The sequence below is a fragment of the Brenneria salicis ATCC 15712 = DSM 30166 genome, from assembly GCF_003315515.1.
Lineage (GTDB): Bacteria > Pseudomonadota > Gammaproteobacteria > Enterobacterales > Enterobacteriaceae > Brenneria > Brenneria salicis.
On record NZ_QNRY01000017.1, the window covers coordinates 53,359 to 75,920 of the forward strand.

At 49.0% G+C, this 22,562-nt stretch carries 23 protein-coding genes; 3 read left to right on the forward strand and 20 right to left on the reverse strand.

The genetic code is table 11. From position 1 onward, the window contains the following. Window positions 1-80 precede the first annotated feature (80 nt). The 6 genes from flgG to flgB form a co-directional block, all read right to left on the reverse strand. Complete coding sequence (gene flgG, locus DES54_RS09385; protein ID WP_113866726.1) at window positions 81-863, reverse strand: flagellar basal-body rod protein FlgG; 783 nt, start codon at window positions 861-863, stop codon at window positions 81-83. A 28-nt stretch (window positions 864-891) separates the two neighbouring features. Beyond that, on the reverse strand, window positions 892-1,647 hold the full coding sequence (locus tag DES54_RS09390) for a flagellar basal body rod protein FlgF (RefSeq protein ID WP_113866728.1): 756 nt from the start codon (window positions 1,645-1,647) through the stop codon (window positions 892-894). Between the two features lie 21 nt (window positions 1,648-1,668). Continuing rightward, on the reverse strand, window positions 1,669-2,859 hold the full coding sequence (gene flgE / locus DES54_RS09395) for a flagellar hook protein FlgE (RefSeq protein ID WP_113866730.1): 1,191 nt from the start codon (window positions 2,857-2,859) through the stop codon (window positions 1,669-1,671). Between the two features lie 77 nt (window positions 2,860-2,936). Further along, on the reverse strand, window positions 2,937-3,608 hold the full coding sequence (gene flgD, locus DES54_RS09400; protein WP_113866732.1) for a flagellar hook assembly protein FlgD: 672 nt from the start codon (window positions 3,606-3,608) through the stop codon (window positions 2,937-2,939). 12 nt (window positions 3,609-3,620) lie between these two features. Continuing rightward, entirely contained in the window at window positions 3,621-4,025 is a 405-nt protein-coding gene (gene flgC, locus DES54_RS09405) for a flagellar basal body rod protein FlgC (protein ID WP_113866734.1), read from the reverse strand. Between the two features lie 27 nt (window positions 4,026-4,052). After that, on the reverse strand, window positions 4,053-4,469 hold the full coding sequence (gene flgB, locus DES54_RS09410) for a flagellar basal body rod protein FlgB (RefSeq protein WP_113866736.1): 417 nt from the start codon (window positions 4,467-4,469) through the stop codon (window positions 4,053-4,055). A 180-nt stretch (window positions 4,470-4,649) separates the two neighbouring features. Here flgB and flgA point away from each other — a divergent pair, with 180 nt between their 5' ends. From flgA to flgN, 3 genes are all read left to right on the forward strand, one after another. After that, window positions 4,650-5,297 carry a flagellar basal body P-ring formation chaperone FlgA gene (flgA, locus tag DES54_RS09415; protein ID WP_240634993.1) on the forward strand — a complete coding sequence of 216 codons (648 nt, stop codon included), beginning with the start codon at window positions 4,650-4,652 and terminating at the stop codon, window positions 5,295-5,297. Between the two features lie 145 nt (window positions 5,298-5,442). Then, the gene (gene flgM / locus DES54_RS09420; protein WP_113866740.1) at window positions 5,443-5,739 is read left to right on the forward strand and encodes a flagellar biosynthesis anti-sigma factor FlgM; all 297 of its coding nucleotides are present in this window, start codon (window positions 5,443-5,445) and stop codon (window positions 5,737-5,739) included. A gap of 5 nt (window positions 5,740-5,744) precedes the next feature. Beyond that, on the forward strand, window positions 5,745-6,182 hold the full coding sequence (flgN, locus tag DES54_RS09425; protein WP_113866742.1) for a flagellar export chaperone FlgN: 438 nt from the start codon (window positions 5,745-5,747) through the stop codon (window positions 6,180-6,182). Between the two features lie 98 nt (window positions 6,183-6,280). Here the strand turns inward: flgN and DES54_RS09430 are convergent, their stop codons facing one another. From DES54_RS09430 to flhD, 14 genes are all read right to left on the reverse strand, one after another. Continuing rightward, window positions 6,281-6,691: a flagellar protein FlhE gene (locus tag DES54_RS09430; RefSeq protein WP_113866744.1), complete on the reverse strand. Its 411-nt coding sequence runs from the start codon at window positions 6,689-6,691 to the stop codon at window positions 6,281-6,283. Next, entirely contained in the window at window positions 6,688-8,769 is a 2,082-nt protein-coding gene (gene flhA / locus DES54_RS09435; protein WP_113866746.1) for a flagellar biosynthesis protein FlhA, read from the reverse strand. The genes DES54_RS09430 and flhA overlap by 4 nt, the downstream gene beginning before the upstream one ends. Beyond that, complete coding sequence (gene flhB, locus DES54_RS09440) at window positions 8,762-9,913, reverse strand: flagellar biosynthesis protein FlhB (RefSeq protein WP_113866748.1); 1,152 nt, start codon at window positions 9,911-9,913, stop codon at window positions 8,762-8,764. Before flhB ends, flhA begins: the two co-directional genes overlap by 8 nt. A 305-nt stretch (window positions 9,914-10,218) precedes the next feature. Then, window positions 10,219-10,872 (reverse strand): protein phosphatase CheZ, encoded by a 654-nt coding sequence (gene cheZ / locus DES54_RS09445; RefSeq protein WP_113866750.1) that lies wholly within the window; start codon window positions 10,870-10,872, stop codon window positions 10,219-10,221. Between the two features lie 9 nt (window positions 10,873-10,881). After that, on the reverse strand, window positions 10,882-11,271 hold the full coding sequence (cheY, locus tag DES54_RS09450; RefSeq protein WP_113866752.1) for a chemotaxis response regulator CheY: 390 nt from the start codon (window positions 11,269-11,271) through the stop codon (window positions 10,882-10,884). Between the two features lie 41 nt (window positions 11,272-11,312). After that, window positions 11,313-12,365 carry a protein-glutamate methylesterase/protein-glutamine glutaminase gene (locus tag DES54_RS09455; RefSeq protein ID WP_113866754.1) on the reverse strand — a complete coding sequence of 351 codons (1,053 nt, stop codon included), beginning with the start codon at window positions 12,363-12,365 and terminating at the stop codon, window positions 11,313-11,315. Next, the gene (gene cheR, locus DES54_RS09460; protein ID WP_113866756.1) at window positions 12,365-13,237 is read right to left on the reverse strand and encodes a protein-glutamate O-methyltransferase CheR; all 873 of its coding nucleotides are present in this window, start codon (window positions 13,235-13,237) and stop codon (window positions 12,365-12,367) included. The genes DES54_RS09455 and cheR overlap by 1 nt, the downstream gene beginning before the upstream one ends. 434 nt (window positions 13,238-13,671) lie before the next feature. After that, on the reverse strand, window positions 13,672-15,366 hold the full coding sequence (locus tag DES54_RS09465; protein WP_113866758.1) for a methyl-accepting chemotaxis protein: 1,695 nt from the start codon (window positions 15,364-15,366) through the stop codon (window positions 13,672-13,674). Window positions 15,367-15,508: 142 nt separating this feature from the next. Continuing rightward, complete coding sequence (gene cheW, locus DES54_RS09470; protein WP_113866761.1) at window positions 15,509-16,006, reverse strand: chemotaxis protein CheW; 498 nt, start codon at window positions 16,004-16,006, stop codon at window positions 15,509-15,511. A gap of 31 nt (window positions 16,007-16,037) precedes the next feature. Continuing rightward, window positions 16,038-18,041: a chemotaxis protein CheA gene (gene cheA / locus DES54_RS09475; RefSeq protein ID WP_113866763.1), complete on the reverse strand. Its 2,004-nt coding sequence runs from the start codon at window positions 18,039-18,041 to the stop codon at window positions 16,038-16,040. Between the two features lie 33 nt (window positions 18,042-18,074). Next, complete coding sequence (gene motB, locus DES54_RS09480) at window positions 18,075-19,124, reverse strand: flagellar motor protein MotB (protein ID WP_113866765.1); 1,050 nt, start codon at window positions 19,122-19,124, stop codon at window positions 18,075-18,077. After that, on the reverse strand, window positions 19,121-20,008 hold the full coding sequence (motA, locus tag DES54_RS09485; RefSeq protein WP_113866768.1) for a flagellar motor stator protein MotA: 888 nt from the start codon (window positions 20,006-20,008) through the stop codon (window positions 19,121-19,123). The genes motB and motA overlap by 4 nt, the downstream gene beginning before the upstream one ends. A gap of 139 nt (window positions 20,009-20,147) precedes the next feature. Continuing rightward, window positions 20,148-20,726: a flagellar transcriptional regulator FlhC gene (flhC, locus tag DES54_RS09490; RefSeq protein WP_113866770.1), complete on the reverse strand. Its 579-nt coding sequence runs from the start codon at window positions 20,724-20,726 to the stop codon at window positions 20,148-20,150. A gap of 2 nt (window positions 20,727-20,728) precedes the next feature. Further along, a complete protein-coding gene (gene flhD, locus DES54_RS09495) occupies window positions 20,729-21,079 on the reverse strand; it encodes a flagellar transcriptional regulator FlhD (RefSeq protein WP_113866772.1) in 351 nt (116 codons plus the stop codon). Window positions 21,080-22,562 lie beyond the last annotated feature (1,483 nt).

The window sequence follows — 22,562 nt, forward strand, 5'->3', positions numbered from 1 at the left end:
CTATTCAGGAGCAACGGCAGCACCCTATCTTGACGCAGGTGACTTTTACAGGTTCTGCCATTCTCCTTAACCACGATAGATTACAGCTGAGTCAATTTCTGCAACATCTGATCAGAAGAAGAGATTGCTTTGCTGTTGATTTCATAGGCACGCTGAGTCTGGATCATTGATACCAACTCTTCGGCCACGTTAACGTTCGAGGTTTCCACATACTTCTGGTACAGCAAACCCGCGCCATTCAAACCAGGGTTGCTTTCATTCGGCGCGCCGGAACTTGCCGTTTCCAGATATAAATTCTCGCCGATGCTTTCCAGTCCACTGTCATTGATAAAGGTCGTCAGCGTCAACTGACCCACCTGCGTCGTGGCGGTCTGTCCTTGCTGGGTGACGCTGACAATACCGTCGCGGCCAATGGTCATTTCGATGGCGTTGGCCGGGATGGTTATCGCCGGTTGCACCTGAAAGCCGCTGGACGTGACCAACTGACCATTGCCATCCAACTGAAAAGCCCCGTCACGGGTATAGGCGGCGGTACCATCCGGTAACTGAACCTGGAAAAAACCCTGCCCTTTAATCGCCACATCTTTGGAGTTTCCCGTTTCAGAGAACGTCCCTTGAGTATGTATGCGCTCGGTTGATACCGGGCGAACACCGGTTCCCAGTTGCAACCCTGACGGCAACATGGTCTGTTCCGATGACTGGGCGCCGGGCTGACGAACAGTCTGATACATCAGATCTTCAAACACCGCACGCTGACGCTTGAAACCATTGGTACTGACGTTTGCCAGATTATTGGAAATAACGTCCATATTGGTTTGCTGGGCATTCAGACCAGTTTTTGCAATCCACAAAGAACGGATCATCTCGTCACTCCTGTGCGCTCATTAGCGCTTAACTCATTGCTAATATCTGATTAGCACGTTGGGCATTATCATCAACGCTGCTGATCACTTTCATCTGCATTTCAAAGCGTCGGGCGTTGGCGATCATATCCACCATGGTATCAACCGGATTCACATTGCTGCCTTCCAATACGCCCGGCATAACGCGCACCGTAGGATCGTTGGGCAGGACATTACCGCGCTGCTGCTGCGCTTCTGGCGTAAGCCGGAATAAGCCATCATCGGATCGCGCCACTTCCTGACCGGTTGCCTGAACCAGTTTCAGCCGGCCTAACTGCGCGATGGTGTTTGGCGGATCACCCGCGTTCAGCGCGGAAATCGTTCCGTCCGGCGCAATGGTGATCTGAGACTGAGGCGGGATCTCAATGGGGCCGCCATCGCCTTGCACCAGGTTTCCCTGGATCATCAACTGACCATCGGCGTTAATCTCGATATTACCGTTGCGGGTATACGCTTCACTGCCATCCGCCGCCTGAACCGCCAGCCAGCCATCTTTCGATACGGCAACGTCCATCGCACGCCCTGTGTAGTCCATGACGCCCTGCGTCATATCCGCACCGGGCGTGGACGCCACGACCAGTGTCCGGGTGGGTAATGACAACCCGTTCACCGGTACTGCGCGCAGCGCCGAAAGTTGCGCCCGAAACCCAGGCGTCGATGCGTTAGCCAGATTGCTGGCGGTAACGGCCTGCTGATCCAGCGTCTGACTTGCCGCGCCCATCGCGGTGTAAATAGCATGATCCATGCAATATCCCCGTTAAAACAATTAACGCAGGCTGACCAGCGTTTGCAGAATGGCATCCTGCGTTTTGATGGTCTGCGAGTTGGCCTGATAGTTGCGCTGAGCCACAATCATATTGACCAGTTCTTTACTCATATCGACGTTGGAGCTTTCCGTCGCCTGACCAATTAGCTTACCCAGATTACCGGTGCCGGCCAGGTTAACCACCGCCTGCCCTGAGTTATCGGTCGCGGACCAGACGTTATCGCCCTCTGGCGACAAGCCTTCAGGGTTAGCGAAGCTGGCGAGCACAATTTGCCCCAGAACCTGTTGCTTCTGGTTGGAATAGGTGCCGACCACCGTGCCGTCGTCATTGATGCTATAACCCGTCAATTCACCCGGCGCATAGCCGTTCTGAGTCGGGGTCTTGGTGCTGCTGTCGCTGTTCTGTTGCACACTGCCGGCAAAGTTCAACGTAAAGTTGCTGGCTTCCGAACCATTTAAAGAAGCCATAGCGATGGTAATTGGCGTAGTGGTCGTCAAGGCGCCATTCGAATCAAAACTTAAACTGTAATTCTGGAATGCCGCACCAGTGCTGGTATCTTGTACATGGACATCCCACTCGTTGGCGGCCGTCTTAACAAAATACATCGCAAAATCATGGGCGTTGCCCAGACTGTCATACGTGGTGATAGACCCTTTGTAATTCGAGGTATCCGCCGGATTTGCCGCATCCCAGGTCATTGCATCATCAGAAGAATTGAGGTTGGCGATAATGGAAGCCACCGTGGTCGCCTGGGCTGACATGGCATCCTCAGGGATTGTCAGCGCGACTGGATCGGCCCCCTGCTGAATGGTCGGCGGCGTACCGGTGGCCGGATAGCCGGTCAACTGCATGCCTTGCATATTGACGATATTGCGGGAGCCATCAAGCGTAAACTGACCGTTACGGCTGTAATAGATGGAACCATTGGTATCCTGAACGCGGAAAAAGCCATTGCCGCTGATGGCGATATCCAGATCGCGCGAACTGCTGGTAACGGTGCCGTTGCTGAAATCCTGCAGAACCGCCGCTACCTGCGTTCCCATCCCGACTTTGGAACCCGCGAACATATCAGCAAAAGATATTGTACCGGCCTTGAAGCCGACGGTTGCCGAGTTAGCGATGTTGTTGCCGATCACATCCAGATTATTGGATGCTGCGTTTAAACCACTGACCGCCTGAGAAAAACCCATGTTACTTTCTCCAGATAAATTGATTAACCAACACGCCAGTCACTCAACAGCGCTGGAATGGTGAAATTGGATGACGACTACAGGATCTGCCGCACATCTTCCAGCGTAGCTTTACCGCGCAGTCCAAGATCCAACTGCGCCCCGGAATCAATACTGGTCACGCTATTGACCAATGCATAATTCAGCGGTTGTACCACTTGTTGAGCGCCATTGGTGCTGGCGGCGATAGCCACGGTGTAGGAGCCATCCGGCGCTACCGTACCGTCGGACATCTTGGCGTCCCAGTTAAAGGAGTGGACGCCGGCGGACAAGGCGCCCAGTTCCAGCGTCTGAACCACTTTGCCTGTGCTGTCGCTGATCGTCGCCGTGACGGTGTCCGCGGCTTGTTCCAGTTCTAATCCGAAAGGCGTGGTGGTTTCATTGCCGACCAACACCTCTTTTCCTGGCACCATCACGCCACGGCCAATCAGAGTTGTCGCCTGCAACGACTGATTGTCGTTAATCTGACCGGAAATAGAACCCAGCGTGGTATTCAGTTTCTCAATACCGCTGACGGTATTGATTTGCGCCAACTGACTTAATAACTGATTGTTATCCATTGGGTTGGTGGGATCTTGATTCTGCAACTGAGCTACCAGCAGCGTCAGAAATTGATTTTGTAGATCGACACTGGAAGTGCCGTCTGTGGTCGTCGACGCCGTGCTGCTAGTCTGCGTTGCCGAACTTGTATCATTAATGGTAATTGCCATGCCAACCCCCGATTACTGTCCCATCGTCAGCGTTTTTAACATCATCGCTTTCGTCGTGTTCAATACTTCTACGTTTGCCTGATAGCTGCGCGAGGCGGAAATGGTGTTGACCATTTCCGCTACCGGATCGACATTCGGCATACGAACATAGCCTTGCTCATTCGCTAACGGGTTGCCTGGCTCATAGACCAAGCGCTCCGGCGACGGATCATCAACAACGCCGGCGACCCGCACACCGCCGGTGGATTGACCGGGCGCGGCATTCACCTCAAACACCACTTGCTTGGCGCGATAAGGTTCTCCATCCGGGCCGGTGACGCTGTCGGCATTCGCCAGGTTACTGGCGCTGACGTTCAGACGCTGAGATTGCGCGGAAAGTGCGGAACCAGAAATCTCGAATATATTTAATAACGACATAAAACCTTACCTTTCATCACGCTACTATCATGAACCCGACTGCAATACCGTCATCATGCCTTTGATCTGACCGCTAAGAAGTGTCAGACTGGATTGGTATTTCAGGCTATTATCAGCAAAATTGGTGCGTTCGCGGTCCATATCGACGGTGTTGCCATCCAGCGCCGGTTGATCGGGAACGCGGTATAACAGGTCAAGCTCCGGCGGTTGCATGTTCTGCGCAGGTATATGCCGAACCGACGTGGTTTTCAGCGCAATGCCCGTGCCGCTTGTCCGGCCTTGCTCCATCACTTTATTAAGCTGGCTGGCGAAATCGATATCCCGCGCCTGATAACCTGGGGTATCCGCATTCGCTATATTCGCGGCCAGAATTTCCTGCCGCTGGGCACGCAAGTTCAACGCTTCCTGCTGAAACCGTAACGAGGCGTCTAATTTATCGAGCATGCTACCTCCGCAATTTAGAATTTAGAGCAGATAGGATAATTCTCATTATGACGATGTCATCGAATGAATAGACACAAAATGCAGCGCTATTTGTTGCCTTAACCTTGAGCTTTAGCCATTAAACTAGCGCACAGATTTACTGTTGACTGGAGACCGCCGATGAAGAGACGAAGTAGCATCATGGGGCTACTGATCTGTCTGGCAGCATTACTCAATGGTTATGCTGCGGCAGGCGATCTTCCGACGCAGATAAATCAGTTTTTTTCCGCTCGTTATCAGGGAAGTTCTCATAGCGTCAATGTCGTGGTGAAGTCGCCGGAATCACAATGGCCGCAGTGCGAAAAGCCGCAAATATCCTTACCGGGAAATACCCGAACCTGGGGCAATATCAGCGTCTCGGTGCGGTGCGATCAGCAACGCAGATTTATCCAGACCGAGGTACAGGTAATCGGAAACTATGTGATCAGTTCGCGTGTCGTCAACCGCGGCGCAAAATTGGAAGCCAGGGATCTGCGCCTGAATAAAGGCCGCCTTGACCAATTGCCGCCACGTACCATACTCACATTGCAAGACGCGCAAGGTGCAATCGCGCTGCGCTATCTGACGCCGGGCCAGCCGATCACCACATCCATGTTGCGCAGATCATGGGTGATAAAGGCAGGTCAAAATGTTCAGGTTCATGCGCAAGGCGAAGGTTTTACGGTCAATAGCGAAGGTAAAGCCATGAATAATGCCGCGGCGGGTCAGTCGGTCAGAGTCAGAACGCCATCGGGACAGATTGTCAGCGGCATTGCCTCCGAGGATGGGATTATTCTTATCTTACCGTAATTTATTAAAGGTTTTTTGACCTTTGCCGATGATATAGACAAGATAGTTGACGGCCATATTTTCTTTCAACTGGACTGTAGCAAATGTCTACATGTATCGGCTTGATAATTAACCTATTTTATCCTCAAAATTAGAGGGACTGATAATGAGTATAGATCGTACCCAGCCGCTTAAACCGGTTAGTCAGGTGCAGCAGCGTGAATCCGGCGAGATAGCCAAACCGCAACGCAAACAGACTGAAGCGCAGGCTGAAATCAGCGCCACCCAGGTTAAACTCAGCGATGCGCAAGCCAAGTTGATGCAACCGGGCACCAATGATATCGATATGAACCGGGTTGAAACCTTGAAGCAGGCTATTCGTGATGGTTCATTGAAAATCGATGTCGAGAAAATCGCTGATGGATTAATTAAAGACACTCAGGACTTCTTAGCGAGTAATTAATCATAATGGAAAAGTTACAGACGATTCTGGATCAATTGTTGCAGAACCTGGATGAACTTCAGAAAGTCATGTCTGATGAGCAGATGCAGCTTTGTGCCGGAAGCATTAACAGTAGCGCGCTGCAAAAAATCACGGAAAAGAAAAGTTCGCTACTCGCAACAATGCAATATCTGGAACAGTGCCGTCATGAAGAAGAGTTGGCAAACCATCTGCAAGCGCCTTATGACAATATTGACGCATTGGCTGAGCGGTGGCAAAAAGTCCTGTTGCTGACGAAAAATCTACGCGATAAAAATCAGCACAACGGACTACTGTTAAACCAGCACGTCGCCCACACGGATAAAGCCCTGCAAATACTGAAGCCACGTCACGGGCAAGGTTTATACGGCCCGGACGGTCAGGCCAAAGGCACCAGCATTTCTGGTCGAAAAATTAGCATCTAACCTAATACCTCGGGCATCTAACCTAATACCTCGGATTGGCGCGAGAATATTTAATGCTGCCGGGGTTTATTCTTATTAGCAACATCCTGAAATATTTATCATTTATAGTTGACCGACAGGCTGTTGCTTATCACATTCAACGCCCGATGCAACCTGCCGCCGCCCTCAATGTAGTATATGAAGCGAAACTCACTATCGGCTGGCAGCCCACCGAAGCTTCGTGTCCGCCCGCTTCCCCCGTCAAGCGCTACACACCGCTGAGGCGTACAAAGCTTTACCTGTAACCCTGCCGGTTGAGGCGACGTTGTTTGATACTCCCAATAGACCACCGAAATGGTACTCTCACCGCCGACTTGCAGAGTAGGCGAAGGCAACAACGCCGCAGACGCCGCAGTAACGCCACGTTGCTCCAGCACTACCCCGCTTTTACTTGCATTCCATGCGCCGGGAGTGGCGATAGCCAGATCCGGAACAAGCAAAAGCAGACAAAATCTCAGCGCGAGCGTCATTGCGCCTCACCTATGATTGACGTCATACGAATTTGCCGACTATCACTGATTTCAAGATTAGAAAGTACCGCAATATTCGGTAAGCTGCGGTGCAGGAAACGAGCCAGTAAACCACGTAACGCATGGTTTACCAGCAGAACCGGTGGCGCGCCCAACATTTCCTGGCGCTGCAGCGCCTGCTTAGCCTGAGACAACAAGCGATCAGCCAGACCGGGTTCCAATCCGCCGCCCCCCTGAAGCGCTTGTAATAATAGACGCTCAAGCGAGCCTTCAAGCCCAATCACCTGCAACTCGGCGTTGCCTGGGAACCACTGCTGGGTGATCGCCCGTCCTAACGCCACGCGCACCACAGTCGTCAATTCATAGGGATCGGGCTGCACCGGCGCATGTTCAGCCAATGTTTCGATGATGGTGCGCATATCACGGATAGAGACACGCTCGCTTAACAGATTCTGCAAAACTTTATGCAACGTCGTCAGCGTCACGACACCCGGAATAAAATCTTCCGCCAATTTGGGCATTTCTTGCGTCACGCGATCCATCAATTGTTGAGCTTCCTGTCGACCAAACAGTTCACTCGCATTCACGCTGATTAAGTGATTAAGATGCGTGGCAACCACGGTGCTCGCTTCTACCACGGTATATCCCTGGGTCTGGGCCTGCTCTTTCAACGCGTTTTCTATCCAAACCGCTGGCAGACCAAAGGCAGGATCCTGAGTGACCTCGCCAGGCAAGTCGCCTACCGCATTACCAGGATTGATCGCCATCCAACGACCGGGGTGCGCTTCACCACGGCCAATTTCCACCCCTTTCATCAAAATGCAATAGCCGGCAGGTTGAAGTTCGAGGTTGTCGCGAATGTGCACCACCGGGGGCAAATAACCCATTTCCTGCGCGAACTTTTTCCTGATACTGCGAATACGGCCCAATAACTCGCCATCCTGTTGGGCATCAACCATGGGAATAAGCCGATATCCCACTTCCATGCCCAGCGGATCTTCCAGTTGCACATCAGACCAGCTGGCTTCAATAGCCTGCTGTTTTTCAGGCATCACCGGCGCCATGGAAGCGGCTGGCGCTTTCTGCTGTTCGCCGCGCATCCACCAGGCCATGCCAAGTAATGTTGCGGTAAAAAGCAGAAAGACAAAGTTAGGCATGCCGGGTACTAAACCAATCAACCCCAGAACCCCGGCGCTCAAGACCATGACGCGCGGATTATTAAACAGCTGGGTCACCATTTGCTGTCCAACATCCTGATCGGTACTTACCCGCGTCACGATCACACCGGCGGCGGTGGAGATAACCAGCGCGGGGATCTGAGCCACCAGGCCATCGCCAATGGTCAACAACGTATAACTTTCAGCCGCTTGTCCGACCGGCATATCATGTTGAATGACGCCAACCAGCAGCCCGCCAACGATGTTAATCACCATAATCATCAAACCGGCGATGGCATCGCCGCGCACAAATTTGCTGGCGCCATCCATCGAACCATAAAAATCCGCTTCTTGTGTGACTTCCGAACGTCTTTTTTTCGCCTCTTCTTCACCAATCAATCCGGCGTTAAGATCGGCGTCAATGGCCATTTGTTTACCCGGCATTCCATCCAATACAAAGCGCGCGCCCACTTCAGCAATACGCCCCGCGCCTTTGGTGATAACCATAAAGTTAATTAAAACCAGGATGATGAAGACCACGATACCGATGGCAAAATTACCGCCGACCAGAAAATGACCAAATGCTTCAACTACCTTCCCTGCCGCCGCCGTGCCGGTATGCCCTTCCAGCAAAATAATACGGGTGGACGCGACGTTAAGCGACAAACGCAATAAGGTCGAGAACAGAAGAATGGTGGGGAATGCGGCGAATTCCAGAGTGCGCTGGGTAAACATTGCCACCAGCAATACCATAATGGAGAGTGCAATATTAAACGTGAACAGCAAATCCAGAACAAAAGGCGGCAGCGGCAATACCATCATGGACAAGATCAGCAGGATCAATACTGGTCCGGCCAAAATTTGCCACTGAGAGCCTTTAAAGTTAGTCGGTAAACGCAGCATAGAGGCCAGATTAGCCATCAGTTAGATTCTCTTTAGCAAAATCCAGTGCGTCTGGCACCGGTAAATGTTCAGGTTTTCTCGGAATCAATCCCCCTTCACGCTTCCAGCGTTTCAGTTGATAAACCCAAGCTAAGACCTCTGCAACCGCAGCATACAACGCAGCCGGAATATGATGACCGACTTCCGAATGACGATATAACGCACGCGCCAACGGCGGCGCTTCAAGGATAGGGATCCGATGTTCCGCGCCTAACTCACGAATACGCAACGCAATCTCACCCGCGCCTTTTGCCAGTACTTTCGGCGCGTTCATCTTTTTCTCGTCATATTGCAGCGCAACGGAATAATGGGTTGGGTTAGTGACAATCACATCGGCTTTGGGGACATCCGCCATCATTCGCCGCTGCGCCATTGCTCGCTGTTGCTGACGAATTCGACCTTTAACATGCGGATCGCCTTCATTCTCTTTATGCTCGTCACGGATTTCCTGCTTAGTCATGCGTAATTTTTTGATGTGACTCCAAATTTGCCAGAACACATCGAAAGCCACCATCGGGACAAGACCGAGAATTACCAGGAAGCCGCAAAACACTGCCAAGTTTAATGCATTTCCCAGTGCCGCCAACGGCGGCTCTGAGATCAAATGCAACATCTTCGGCCAATTATGTATTAAAAAACAAGTCGTTATGATGCCAACCATTGTTGACTTCAAGATAGCCTTAAACAGTTCCGCTAATGCCTGAGAAGAAAACAGGCGCTTTAATCCTGAAATTGGATCCAATTTCTTCAAATCGACTTTTAACGACTTGGTGCTGAATAAGATCCCGCCCAATAACATTGGCGCCGATAATGCGACCAGAATACATCCCAGCATAATGGGAATAAGCGCTGATACCGCCTGTCGCAATAATACCCCGACGTGACGCAGCATTTGGCTATCGTCACCGATTGTCTCGTAATCAAAAGACATTCCCAGACTAACCATTCCCGCCAGTTGACGAGCCATTGATTGTCCGCTCATCCAGAGAATGGCCAATCCCGCCATCATCATCAAAATTGAAGTTAATTCACGGGAACGGGGGATCTGACCTTCTTCACGCGCCTTCTCCTCTTTATGAGGAGTGGGGGATTCTGTTTTTTCCAGATCACTATCTTCAGCCACTACGACGTTCCTGTTATTACTCTTGGGATAGAGATTTGCTGCCTAGCATGACAAATATGGAAGGATTTTATGGCTGGAACAACGAGAGAAACCTGCGTTTCTTTAACGGATAGTTACTAAGAACGGATAGTTACTAAAAACAGATAGTCATTGAAAACAAATAGTCACTGAGCAGGAAGGGAAATCTGATTTAGGCTATTTATGGTCATAGGATTGACCATAAATAGCCAGAGCAACGTTATGTTCCATGAACACGACACAAGAGAGTGAATGGCGCGTCTTTCTTTCGCAATGCCCTGGTAAACCTAGAAACCGAGACTATCCAGAAGATCATCTACCTGATCCTGACTCGATACCACGCCAGCCGCATTTTTATCCAATTGAGGACCGTTTAACAGACTGTCGTTGGCACGTTTAGGCGCATCAGGTTTTTCGGGGATATTTTCCAATAATACCATCAGGAGTTGTTTCTCGATTTCCTGAATAACATCCATCATGCGCTTGATGACCTGACCGGTCAGATCCTGGAAGTCCTGAGCCATCATGATTTCCAGCAGTTGCGCATTGGTAAACGAAGTATGCTCAGGAACCCCCTCAAGATAGCTGCGCGTATCAGTCACCAGTTCACGGGCATCAGCCAATTCAATCGGATTTTCAAACCACTGATCCCAGCGCACTTTCAACGACTTGGCTTCAGACTCCAATTGGCTCTGACGCGGTTGCGCCGCTTCAACACAACTCAGCGCTCTTTCTGCGGCCTGAGCGGTCATTTGCACAACATAATCCAGGCGATCACGAGCATCAGGAATGGCTTCCGCGGCTTCAGCGATCGCATTATCCAGACCTAATTCACGCAGGCTGTCGCGCAGCATGCGGGTTAACTGACCAATACGAGAAATAATCTCTGTTGCCGATGCTGTATCGCTGACAGACGGCATTGGATGCGAATGTGGCGTCATAAGATCCCCTTACATACCTAGTTTTTCGAAAATCTTACTCAGCTTCTCTTCCAGGGTAGCAGCAGTAAACGGTTTAACTACATAACCACTGGCACCAGCCTGCGCAGCAGCAATAATGTTTTCTTTCTTCGCTTCCGCGGTAACCATCAATACAGGGAGCTTAGAGAGCGCGCCGTCTGCGCGGATGGTTTGCAGCAATTCCAGACCATCCATATTGGGCATATTCCAGTCAGAAATGACGAAATCGAAAGTGCTGGCGCGAAGTTTGTTCAGCGCATCAGCGCCGTCTTCCGCCTCTTCTACGTTGTTAAAGCCCAACTCTTTCAGCAAGTTGCGGACAATTCGGCGCATCGTCGAAAAATCATCCACTACTAAAAATCTGAGTTCTTTGTCGGCCATACCTACTCCTAAAATATTATTTGCTCACCGAGAGCCGCTTATTATATACGTAATGCCTGTCCGGCAGAGATTTGCGCCAGCATACGCTGGCTGACCTGGTGTAAATCCACCACTTCGTCGACGCCCCCCATTGCGATAGCTTCGCGTGGCATCCCAAACACCACGCAACTCGCTTCGTCTTGCGCCAGGGTATAAGCGCCGGCTTGATGGAGCTCCAGCATACCGGCTGCTCCATCGTTGCCCATTCCTGTCAGGATCACTCCCACAGCATTACGTCCGGCGAATTGCGCAACCGAACGAAATAACACATCAACCGATGGGCGATGGCGGTTAACGGGCGGACCATCATTTAAACGCACCTGATAGTTCGCTCCACTACGAGCCAATTCAAGATGACGCGCGCCAGGCGCTATATAAGCATGACCCGGCAAGACACGTTCACCATCCTCGGCTTCTTTCACCGTGATCTGACATAACTTATTCAGACGCTCAGCAAAAGATTTGGTAAATCCCGGCGGCATGTGCTGAGTAATCAGCAACGCCGGACTTGTCGGCGGCAAAGGTTGCAGAACGTGACGTATCGCCTCCGTTCCACCTGTCGATGCCCCGATAGCGATCAATTTCTCACTGCTCAGCAACGGCATGTTCTGGATGATTTTGGCTGGCTCAGCCGCCGAGCTACGCTGAGGCAAGCGGGCTTTTGCCGCCATACGTATCTTTTCAGCAATCAGTTCACTGTATGCCAGCATGCCTTCACGAATGCCCAACTGCGGCTTAGTGACGAAATCAATCGCGCCCAGTTCCAATGCCCGCAATGTAATTTCCGAACCTTTGCCTGTCAGAGAAGACACCATCACTACCGGCATCGGACGCAGACGCATTAATTTTTCCAAAAAATCCAATCCATCCATACGCGGCATTTCGACATCCAGCGTTAAAACCTGAGGATTAAATTTTTTAATCAAGTCACGGGCAACTAATGGGTCTGGCGCGGTCGCAACCACTTCCATATCTGGATGGCTGTTAATTATTTCAGTCATGATCTGACGCATAAGGGCAGAATCATCGACACATAATACTTTAATTTTACTCATTATCTTTCCTTCGCCAGCCCGTAAACAGTTTGCCCACGCAAATAAAACTCCCGGCTGATCTGGCTGAAATTCTCTGAATGTCCGGCAAATAGCAACCCGCCCGGTTTAAGCATCGGAACAAAGCGGCGCAAAATGCGTTCCTGCGTCTCTTTATCGAAATAAATCATCACATTACGACAGAAAATCGCATCGAACGGTCCGGGTATCGACCATTCGGGAGCCAGCAAATTTAATTGCTGAAAATGTACCATCGACGCCAGTTCCGGGCGGACACGCACAAGCCCGCTGTGCGGGCCTGTGCCGCGTAAAAAAAACCGCTGTAATTGCTGGGGAGAGAGGGAACGCAGTTCTTCCTGACGGTATATGCCAGCGGTCGCTTTCTCCAAAACCTGAGTATCGATGTCGCTCGCCCAAACCTGACAGCCGCTGGCTTTATTGCCAAGCGCCTCCGCTAGCGTCATCGCCAGCGAATAAGGTTCTTCACCTGTCGATGCCGCCGTACTCCAGATGGTATAGCCATTGGGACGCTGGCGTGCATGTTCGGTCAGAATAGGAAAATGGTGTGCTTCGCGAAAAAAAGCGGTCAGGTTGGTTGTTAGCGCATTGATAAACGCCTGCCACTCGGCACTATTTTGATCGGATTCCAGCAATGCCAGATATTGACCAAAATCGTTTATTCCGAGCAAACGCAAACGCCTGACCAAGCGGTTGTAAACCATCTCTCTCTTATGATCGGCCAGTACGATACCGGCGCGCTGATATATCAATTGGCTAATCCGTCGGAAATGCACATCCGACAGCGGCAGCCTGTCAACCATCTGCGTCAGAATAGAGGCAGACTCGGGGCGATTTTGCGATGGTGTACTTTTCATATCAAACCGCTCGAATATCAATTTTTGCTATGGTTTTTTCCAATCTGAATGTTCCCTTACAGCTGTTGCAGGTTTTCTTTTTTATCATTTGCCGGATGATCATCGTTGCTGCTTTGAAATCAGGCATCCGACAGCGTGTTGGTCATACCTAGCGATTAATTGGTCAAAACGGGCAAACGCTCGGTTTTGACTGACTACTTATTCAGAAGGCCCTTCTACACTGAGCATCAAACTTCTCCAGTGTGAATGATAAATTTTAACCATAATGTCTGTAATCTATGCTGCAAACTAAGCATCTATTTGCCGTCTAGCCGTGCATTCAACACATACCAAAGACATTTTGAGTCTGCTCATCAGAATAAATCCTGGTTTCTGATGAGCAGAATAATGACGCGCTCATTCAATTCAACGCGGCATGGACTTGCGCCGGTTGGTTAGAAGGTTTCCCAATTGTCAGTCGAGGAACCCTCCTTTGCTTTTTTAGTCGTCTGGGCAGAAGACGTCAGCAAAGCCGGTTTCAGGGTATTTACCGTGGATGCGACAACCGCTTTGTTATATGCGCCGACATCTTCAGAAAGACGGAATACCGCCACCGCCTGATTCAAGATGCGAACCTGCTCTTCCAGCGCGATCGCCGCTGATGCCGACTCTTCAACCAACGCGGCATTCTGCTGGGTTACCTGATCCATTTCGGTTATGGCCTGACCAACCTGATCAATGCCCTTGCTTTGCTCATCAGAGGCTGATGCGATCTCACCCATGATGTCGGTTACCCGGGTTACCGCGCTGACAATTTCGCCCATTGTTTCGCCTGCGCTTTCAACCAGTACAGATCCTTCATCGACCCGGCTGACAGAATCTTCAATTAAACTTTTAATTTCTTTCGCTGCCTGAGCGCTGCGTTGCGCCAGATTGCGAACTTCACCGGCAACGACGGCGAAACCACGACCTTGCTCTCCTGCTCTGGCGGCTTCAACCGCGGCATTCAGCGCCAAAATATTGGTCTGGAAAGCGATACCATCGATCACGCTGGTAATATCAGCAATCTTTTGTGAACTTCCTGCGATATTTTGCATGGTTTTCACGACATTATCGACAACCTTGCCCCCGCGCTGCGCCGTCTCGGAGGCGCTTAACGCCAACTGGCTGGCCTGACGCGCATTCTCCGCATTCTGCTTCACCGTGGCAGTCAGTTGTTCCATACTTGCCGCAGTTTCTTCCAGCGCTGACGCCTGCTGTTCAGTGCGAGAGGAAAGGTCGTTATTCCCCGCGCTGATTTCCGTCGCCCCGGTATAGATGGCATCGGTCCCCAGTCTTACCGCGCTTACTGTTGTGGTAAATTCGTTCTGCATGTGGCGAATGCTGTCCGCCAATATGCCCATTTCATTTTTGCCATTGAAATCAATATGCTTGCTCAGATCGCCTTTGGCGATATGCCGGATATGCTCGACAATATTGTTCAGCGGAGTAATCAGCAGTTTCTGAATACCAAACCAGACGGCTATTGCCAGCGCGACAACAATAACGATTACCGATCCCAACACCCACAAGGCTGAATCATAGGCCGCATTACTTCTGGCGACGTCCGTATTGTACAGATCTTCGCTATCGGCCTTATAAGCGTAATACGCTTTTTCAAACTTATCCTGGAAGCCCTGGGTAGGCTGAGAGAGAAACTTGTTCAGTTCGCCCGTTTTTAAGAACAGGATCAATTCTGTCAGCGCGGCGTTCAAAGCAACATAATTTTCTTTTACCGCGTTAGCGGCGTCCGCATCTTGCTTACTGTTAAGCGCTATTCCCTCGTATTTAGCAAAATATTCGTTTGCAACCGCAAGTTGCTTTGTTGCGGAAACCAGGAGATCATTTCCCGTGCTTCCCGCGCCACTGTTACCAGTGGGATCCAGCGCAAAACGGCTACCTGCCCGATTAAGCGTATTCCGTGTTTGCAGCAAATATGACCACGTAGAATCCAATTCAGATTTTTTCTGATTAAGAATTCTTATCGAGGTAAAAATGTCCTTATCATTTTTCAACGTATTGAAGAATAATCCCCCGGAAACAAGCTGGAGAGTCCCAAATAACACCAAAAAAAGCATCAAACCAGTAACAACTTTTATACGGTTAAACATATCATTCCCTTTGGACAAACACTCTACCGCTAATATCGGCATCCTATTGAATATAGTTATAAAAATTTTAATTAAAAAACACAGCCAGGACTAAAAAAGCTGTTGGGCCACCATGTGGCCCAACAAAATATGCAACCGATAATCAAATTTTCGCGACACTATCCACTAATGCCATTTCTTCACTACTGAGAAGTTTCTCGATATCGACCAGAATCAGCATCCTTTCGCCCAGAGAACCTAATCCCGTCAGATATTCCGTTGACAAGGTAACGGCAAACTCAGGCGCCGGACGGATTTGATCGGTGGTCAATGAAAGCACGTCAGATACGCCGTCAACCACGATCCCAACCACTCGCTGTCCAAGATTCAGGACGATAACGACCGTGTTGTCATCATAATCAACTTCTAGTTGGGCAAATTTAATTCGCAAATCAACGATAGGGACAATGACACCGCGCAGATTGGTTACCCCTTTGATAAAACCAGGGGTATTAGCAATACGCGTTACCTGATCATAGCCGCGTATTTCCTGCACTTTTAAAATATCAACGCCGTATTCTTCGTCACCCAGTGTAAAAATTAAGAACTCCTGTCCTTCAGTCTCACCGGTTAGTTTCGTGACGCTTGCAAGTCCAGTCATGTTTTTCACCTTTCAATTATCTGTTTTGTTATTAAGCAGCAGTTTCAACCACACGCTTCTCTCGATTAAGCGCCTGCAACGCTGAAACATCCACGATCAGCGCAACACTACCGTCACCTAAAATAGTCGCGGCTGAAACACCTGGCACCTTGCGATAATTACTTTCTAAATTCTTGACAACAACCTGATGCTGCCCAATCAATTGATCCACCAGCAAGGCATAGCGACGGCCCGCACTTTGTAAAATAACGACGATGCCTTGAGTCGCATCCGTTTTGGCGCCGTCCACATCAAAAATATGAAACAACTCAACCAGTGGTAAATATTCGCCACGCACCTGGAGTACTCGTTCACCACCAGCTAAGGGATACAAATCTTCCGCCTGTGGCTGTAATGATTCCATTACGGCATTGAGTGGCAGGATAAACACTTCGTTATTCACCTTGACGGACATACCGTCCAGGATGGCCAGTGTTAACGGCAGCAGGATCCTGATAGTCGTCCCTTTACCCGCCTGGAAATGAATCTCGACGTGACCGCCCATTTCCTGAATGTTACGTTTAACCACATCCATGCCAACGCCACGACCGGAAACATCCGTTACTTTTTCCGCCGTTGAAAAGCCCGGCGCAAAAATCAACATGCCGACTTCTTCATCAGACATGCTGTCGCTCACCGCAAGCTCCTGAGAAAACGCCTTGGCTAAAATTCTTTCGCGATTAAGGCCTGCGCCATCATCCACAACTTCGATGCAGATATTGCCGCCCTGATGTTCAGCAGACAACGTCAAATTACCTACCGCGGGTTTACCCGCCGCAATCCGCTTTTCAGGTGACTCGATACCATGATCCAGACTGTTGCGAACCAGGTGCGTGAGTGGGTCAATAATGCGCTCAATCAGACTCTTATCCAGTTCGGTCGAACTTCCCGACAGCGTAAGTTCGACTTGCTTATCCAGTTTGGCCGCCAGATCGCGAACCAAACGAGGGAATCGGCTGAACACATATTCCATTGGCATCATACGAATGGACATCACCGACTCTTGCAGATCGCGGGCATTGCGTTCCAACTGCCCCATGCTGTTCAGCAAGTCGCCGTTGGCGACGGGATCAAGCTCGCTTGAGCGTTGCGCCAACATAGACTGAGTAATGACCAGTTCGCCAACCAGGTTGATTAACTGATCAACCTTTTCTACCGCTACGCGAATGCTGGTATCACCCGTTTTGCTTTTCCTGGCGGCCTCTGGCGCGGCATGCGCTTTTGGCGCCGCTGCGGGTTTAGCAGCCGGTTTTTCCGGCGCGGGAACCGCTGCTATCGGTACGTCAGGCTGCGGTGAAACGTTGACCGCGGCAGTGGCAGGCTGACTTTCCTCAACAGGATGAAAATGGATCTGCTCCGGTTCAAGCACAAAACACAGCACCGCGCTGATATCATCCTCGCTTTCAGACGTAACCAGAGTAACTTCAACGCTGCTTTCCGTCTGATGGGGATCTTTCACCGTCCCCAGATTGCCAAGTTCTTCAAGCATCTGAGGAATTTCCTGAGCTTTCAGGCCAGTGAGTTCAATTCGCATCTCACCTTTTCCCGCTGAAGCCATCGGCTTAGAGGATACGGCGCCCTGCTCAGGTTGAGCCGCACCACTTTCAGCCTGGGACTCTAAGGCCAGTTGGCGCAGAGCCTGACAGATATACTCAAAGCTCTCGGCATTGGGTTCCTGCGCGGTTTTATAAGCGTCCAACTGATCCTGCATAATGTCTTTTGTTTCCAGAAACAGGTTAATGATATCGGTGCTAAGGCGCATTTCGCCGCGCCGCGCACCATCGAGTAGGTTTTCTAAAAGGTGAGTCGTTTCCTGTAAAACAGTAAAACCAAATGTCCCTGCTCCCCCTTTTATCGAGTGGGCGGCACGGAAAATGGCATTCATTTGTTCCGTATCTGGTGTCTGGGGATCCAACAGCAAAAGATGCTGTTCCATATCCGCCAGTAATTCATCTGCTTCATCAAAGAATGTTTGATAAAAAGCGCTCATGTCCATGCTCACGTGGTCACCTCAACTGTGAATCGCGGCTTATTGTGAAGGCGTCGCCTGGCTGTCTGGCGCAGCAGGCAACGCAGTAGTCGGCTGTTGACGCTCTGGGGCAGCAACTCCGTTATCGGGTTGCGGCGGAGTTTCTTCACCACTACCACTCATATTATTACTGTTTTCGGCAGGCGGATTGGTAGATTTAGCTTTTTCCAACTCCAAACTTTGTAAATCCTCCGCCTCATCGATATTAGTCGACACACTCTCGGCATTTTCGTCTTCGATACTCTTTTGCGCTTCTTTATTAAGCACTAACAAACTGATACGCCGGTTGACCGCATCATTGCCAGTGACAGAATGTTTCAGATTCATCGTTGCCGCCATACCAACGACACGCAGCACTTTACCTTCAGCCAAGCCGCCGGTTATCAATTCTCTGCGTGAGGAGTTCGCACGATCGGCTGACAATTCCCAGTTACTGTAACCGCGCTCGCCCATTGCATACTGAACATCATCCGTATGACCGGAAATGCTCAATTTATTTGGGATATCATTCAAAATCGGGGCAATGGCACGCAGGATATCCCGCATATAAGGTTCGACTTGCGCACTACCGGTTTGAAACATCGGGCGATTTTGGCTATCGATGATTTGAATACGTAAACCTTCATCAATCATTTCAATTAGCAGATGGGGACGTAACGCCCGCAAGCGAGGATCGGCCTCAATAAGCTGATCGAGCCTTTCGCGTAACTTTTTCAGACGCGCCTCATCCAATTTAGCTTCCGTATCCATTTCAATGGTCTTTCTTACTTCACCCTCCTGCTGGGTCGGATCATTCCCGCCTCCAGGGATCGGGCTTGAGCTCTCGCTTGATTTAGACCCTGACGTTAATGCAACTTTCAATGGTGTACGAAAGTATTCAGCAATCTGCGCCAATTGCGATGGCGTGGAAATAGCAATCAGCCACATGACCAGGAACAATGCCATCATCGCGGTCATGAAGTCAGCGTAAGCAATCTTCCACGAACCACCGTGATGAGCGCCGTGTCCAGACTTACGCTTTTTACGAATAATCGGATGTTGATGTTTCATGCATCACTATCCGACGCCGGTTGAGCCGGTGATTTCACACGGCGAATATGCTCATCCAATTCGGTAAAGGAGGGACGCTCCGTGGAGTACAACGTTTTGCGACCAAACTCTACGGCGATCTGCGGGGCGTAACCATTGAGGCTGGAAAGTAATGTCACCTTAATGCATTGTAATATTTTGATTTTTTCAGCATTTTTCTGACGTAATAACGCAGCAAGCGGCGACACGAATCCATACGCCAGTAATATACCCAGAAATGTCCCCACCATCGCATGCGCGATCATCATTCCCAACTCGGCAGCGGGACGATCTACATAAGCCAACGAATGCACGACCCCCATTACCGCAGCAACGATACCAAAAGCGGGAAGTCCATCCCCCATCAGGTTGAGGCTGTTTGCCGGCACCTCGCTCTCATGCTCTACCGTTTCAATCTCTTCATCCATTAACGTTTCAATTTCAAACGCATTCATGTTGCCACTGACCATCAAGCGCAAATAATCGGTAATGAATTCAACGAGGTTTTTATCGTTCAGAATGTTGGGATAACTGGAGAAAATCTCACTTTCATTGGGGTTGTCAATATCAAACTCCAGAGACAACATACCTTGCTGACGGGACTTGGCCATCAGACGAAACAATAGCGCCATCAGGTCCATATACAGTACTTTGCTATATTTTGACTTCTTGAACAGCATTGGTAAGGCGCGCCCTGTCGCCTTGATTGCCTTGCCGTTGTTGCCGACGATAAAGGCTCCCAGCGCCGCGCCGCCAATAATGACCAGTTCCGATGGTTGGTAAAGCGCGCCCAGGGCCCCACCGACCATGAGATAACCGCCAAGTACCGAGCCAACGATTACGATATAACCCAAAATAACCAGCACAAGAAATCCTTATATAATAAAGGTGGGCGGAGAGTAAGAAAAAGCACAGTGTATGCAGCCAGGGACACATGAGGAGAAATCTATCACTGTCCTTACTACAAACAGTGACAGATTCACAAATCGCTACCACAGGCTAGGCTTAGACTGCGCGTTTTACCTGTTCATCCAGCAGTTGAGGTATTATATCGGCAAGATTTTGTGAAAGTTTACGCCTTTTTACTGCTCTGGAAGGCGGTTGGCATAAGCTACAAACAAAACTATTTTTAGGCTGGTGAGCATGGGTTATGAACAACCCGTTGCAGCAGCTACAGCCTGAAAGCTGCAACATACCGCTGTCCACAAAACGAACCAGTGTCCATGCTCGTGTCAACGCCAACAACGGTGAGTCACTTTGTGGCGGACATTGTTCCAAATAAAGGCGATAGGATTTAATTACCGCTTCAACACCACTGCACTGCCCGCTTTTTTGTAAAAAACTGTAGGCATTGTAAAACATTGATGAATGGATATTCTGTTCCCAGGTCATAAACCAATCCGTTGAAAATGGTAACATTCCCTTTGGCGGCGGACTTCCTCTAAGCTCTTTATACAGTTTAATCAAGCGTCCACGGCTTAACTGCGTTTCACTTTCCAACATCTGTAGACGAGCCCCAAGAGAAATGAGCTCCATCGCTAACTGAATGTCTTTTGCTTCCTGAACAATACTTTTCTCCGCCATTACTATGCCCTTTTCTTAGGCAAGTTCTCTTCTTTCGAAGTTAACTGTTGTAATAAGTGACTCGATAGCAAAATTCCCGTATGAATCTGTTGTAAATCGTCCACCCGTGATTCTTGAGTCAAACGTTTGATTGTATTGTGATCATCAAAACGGAAATGACATATCAATTGATTGGTTTCCGCCAATTTCACCATCTGCGGCAAAGTTAGCTGCATCAGCACATCGGCCATTGTTTCATCAATGCCCAAACGAAACATCGCTGACGCTTTTTCGTCATTAATTAAACGTTGAGCCAGTAACAAATAAGACAGATTAATGTCATAAATGTGTTTGAGTAATTCAGAGGTACCCATATTTCCCATCCCGACAGGTTATGTTTAAAACATAAGTTAGGTGATAGATCATATCGCCCAGTTCAAAAATCACTCTCCATTGATGGCATAAAAAACTTTCAGCGCCAGATATCGGTTACTATATTTACAATAATTAATTTCTTATTAGAACAGTAATCCTGCTTACTGTTACCAACTTTATCAATCTTGCTTCGAATCCATTCGCCCTTTGCTCTTCAGACGACGCCATGTTGTTGCCCTCTGGTTAAGTATAGGATTAATCCTAAAACAGCACAACTGTACCGCCTAATCCGTAGCACATACAACGCGAGCGAAGAGTGATTTTGACCATTATGTGATATTGATCACGTTTTTGGAAGAATTGTGTGCGATTTTTCATCTGGTAAGAGCTCTTTGATATGCAATTTTTCTTCAAAAAAACGTATTAAACGTTACAAAAAACGTTACAAATAATATACTCCGAGAACGGTTCGTCAGCTATCCAAATGATAGATAAATAAATTCTATATCTCCCGCCAATGCACATAAGAAAAGAATGGTTATTTTACTTACTCAAAACTGATGCTTTCAACCAAATGTCTCTTGGTCTTACCCTTTTCGAACAGAAACGACATTGGAGCTCACGCAGCACCAAAAATGTCAAGAATTTTATTATCTATAGCGGTAGCGGCACGGAAAAATACGCGACTTTTTTCTGTCGCCGTTACTGACCGTCATAGTCAGCAGATGAAAAAAGGGAAATGATTACTTTGTACAGTGCGGAGATGACTATTAACTGATTAGATTGCTGAATAGAAATTATGCTTTCTCGGATAATAACATTAAACAATAACCGCTACCTGAGCGTAGTCATTGTTTCCGCGACCATAAGTATGACAGGTATGATAATCGCAGGATCCATGCAGAGACTATCATATAGAAATAAGCTTATAGCAAGTCTGGAATTATCTTGTCGATGAATTGAATACCAGAAATTATTTCCATTTAAAAAAATTCCACTTTAAAAACGTAACACGTAAAGCATCGAATAACCCAATCAGAACAATCTTTCTACATTGATGATAATTCACTCCACCGCCATAGCTTGATACGATCAGAGCGTTTATGCCGAGTTCAGTGAATAAACCGTTATCACCACACGGCCTAAGTTCCGCACTCTTTAGTTTGTATACATTAGCACCAGATACGCCCCAATAAAGGCATCGTATTCTTATCATAAAAACGAACTTCCTATCACTTAGATAATGCCCCCTGTTCAAAATAAGAGAGATAAAAAATATAATATCAGTCAACCGTTATTCGTTTTTCCTATCATCAAACGGCCATCGCTTTGTATATTTTAACAACAGTTACATTTCATTGATGTTTTAAACATTTAAAAACGTGATCTAAATAACTGCGCCTATTACCGCTCCACTTTTGTTAGTCCAGGTTTGTTGCCTGGGAAAGGTGATGCGGTTTTAATAAATTGTCTGACATTTTT

What these genes read in the sequence shown, in the direction of transcription:
- flhC (WP_113866770.1), bottom strand. Translation starts at nt 20,726, where the DNA reads ATGGCGGAGAAAAGTATTGTTCAGGAAGCAAAAGACATTCAGTTAGCG.
- DES54_RS09455 (WP_113866754.1), bottom strand. Translation starts at nt 12,365, where the DNA reads ATGAGTAAAATTAAAGTATTATGTGTCGATGATTCTGCCCTTATGCGT.
- flgG (WP_113866726.1), bottom strand. Translation starts at nt 863, where the DNA reads ATGATCCGTTCTTTGTGGATTGCAAAAACTGGTCTGAATGCCCAGCAA.
- flgC (WP_113866734.1), bottom strand. Translation starts at nt 4,025, where the DNA reads ATGTCGTTATTAAATATATTCGAGATTTCTGGTTCCGCACTTTCCGCG.
- cheR (WP_113866756.1), bottom strand. Translation starts at nt 13,237, where the DNA reads ATGAAAAGTACACCATCGCAAAATCGCCCCGAGTCTGCCTCTATTCTG.
- cheZ (WP_113866750.1), bottom strand. Translation starts at nt 10,872, where the DNA reads ATGACGCCACATTCGCATCCAATGCCGTCTGTCAGCGATACAGCATCG.
- flgA (WP_240634993.1), top strand. Translation starts at nt 4,650, where the DNA reads ATGGGGCTACTGATCTGTCTGGCAGCATTACTCAATGGTTATGCTGCG.
- flgM (WP_113866740.1), top strand. Translation starts at nt 5,443, where the DNA reads ATGAGTATAGATCGTACCCAGCCGCTTAAACCGGTTAGTCAGGTGCAG.
- cheW (WP_113866761.1), bottom strand. Translation starts at nt 16,006, where the DNA reads ATGACTGGACTTGCAAGCGTCACGAAACTAACCGGTGAGACTGAAGGA.
- flhA (WP_113866746.1), bottom strand. Translation starts at nt 8,769, where the DNA reads ATGGCTAATCTGGCCTCTATGCTGCGTTTACCGACTAACTTTAAAGGC.
- flhD (WP_113866772.1), bottom strand. Translation starts at nt 21,079, where the DNA reads ATGGGTACCTCTGAATTACTCAAACACATTTATGACATTAATCTGTCT.
- flgB (WP_113866736.1), bottom strand. Translation starts at nt 4,469, where the DNA reads ATGCTCGATAAATTAGACGCCTCGTTACGGTTTCAGCAGGAAGCGTTG.
- motB (WP_113866765.1), bottom strand. Translation starts at nt 19,124, where the DNA reads ATGAAACATCAACATCCGATTATTCGTAAAAAGCGTAAGTCTGGACAC.
- flgN (WP_113866742.1), top strand. Translation starts at nt 5,745, where the DNA reads ATGGAAAAGTTACAGACGATTCTGGATCAATTGTTGCAGAACCTGGAT.
- cheY (WP_113866752.1), bottom strand. Translation starts at nt 11,271, where the DNA reads ATGGCCGACAAAGAACTCAGATTTTTAGTAGTGGATGATTTTTCGACG.
- DES54_RS09390 (WP_113866728.1), bottom strand. Translation starts at nt 1,647, where the DNA reads ATGGATCATGCTATTTACACCGCGATGGGCGCGGCAAGTCAGACGCTG.
- cheA (WP_113866763.1), bottom strand. Translation starts at nt 18,041, where the DNA reads ATGGACATGAGCGCTTTTTATCAAACATTCTTTGATGAAGCAGATGAA.
- DES54_RS09430 (WP_113866744.1), bottom strand. Translation starts at nt 6,691, where the DNA reads ATGACGCTCGCGCTGAGATTTTGTCTGCTTTTGCTTGTTCCGGATCTG.
- DES54_RS09465 (WP_113866758.1), bottom strand. Translation starts at nt 15,366, where the DNA reads ATGTTTAACCGTATAAAAGTTGTTACTGGTTTGATGCTTTTTTTGGTG.
- flgE (WP_113866730.1), bottom strand. Translation starts at nt 2,859, where the DNA reads ATGGGTTTTTCTCAGGCGGTCAGTGGTTTAAACGCAGCATCCAATAAT.
- flgD (WP_113866732.1), bottom strand. Translation starts at nt 3,608, where the DNA reads ATGGCAATTACCATTAATGATACAAGTTCGGCAACGCAGACTAGCAGC.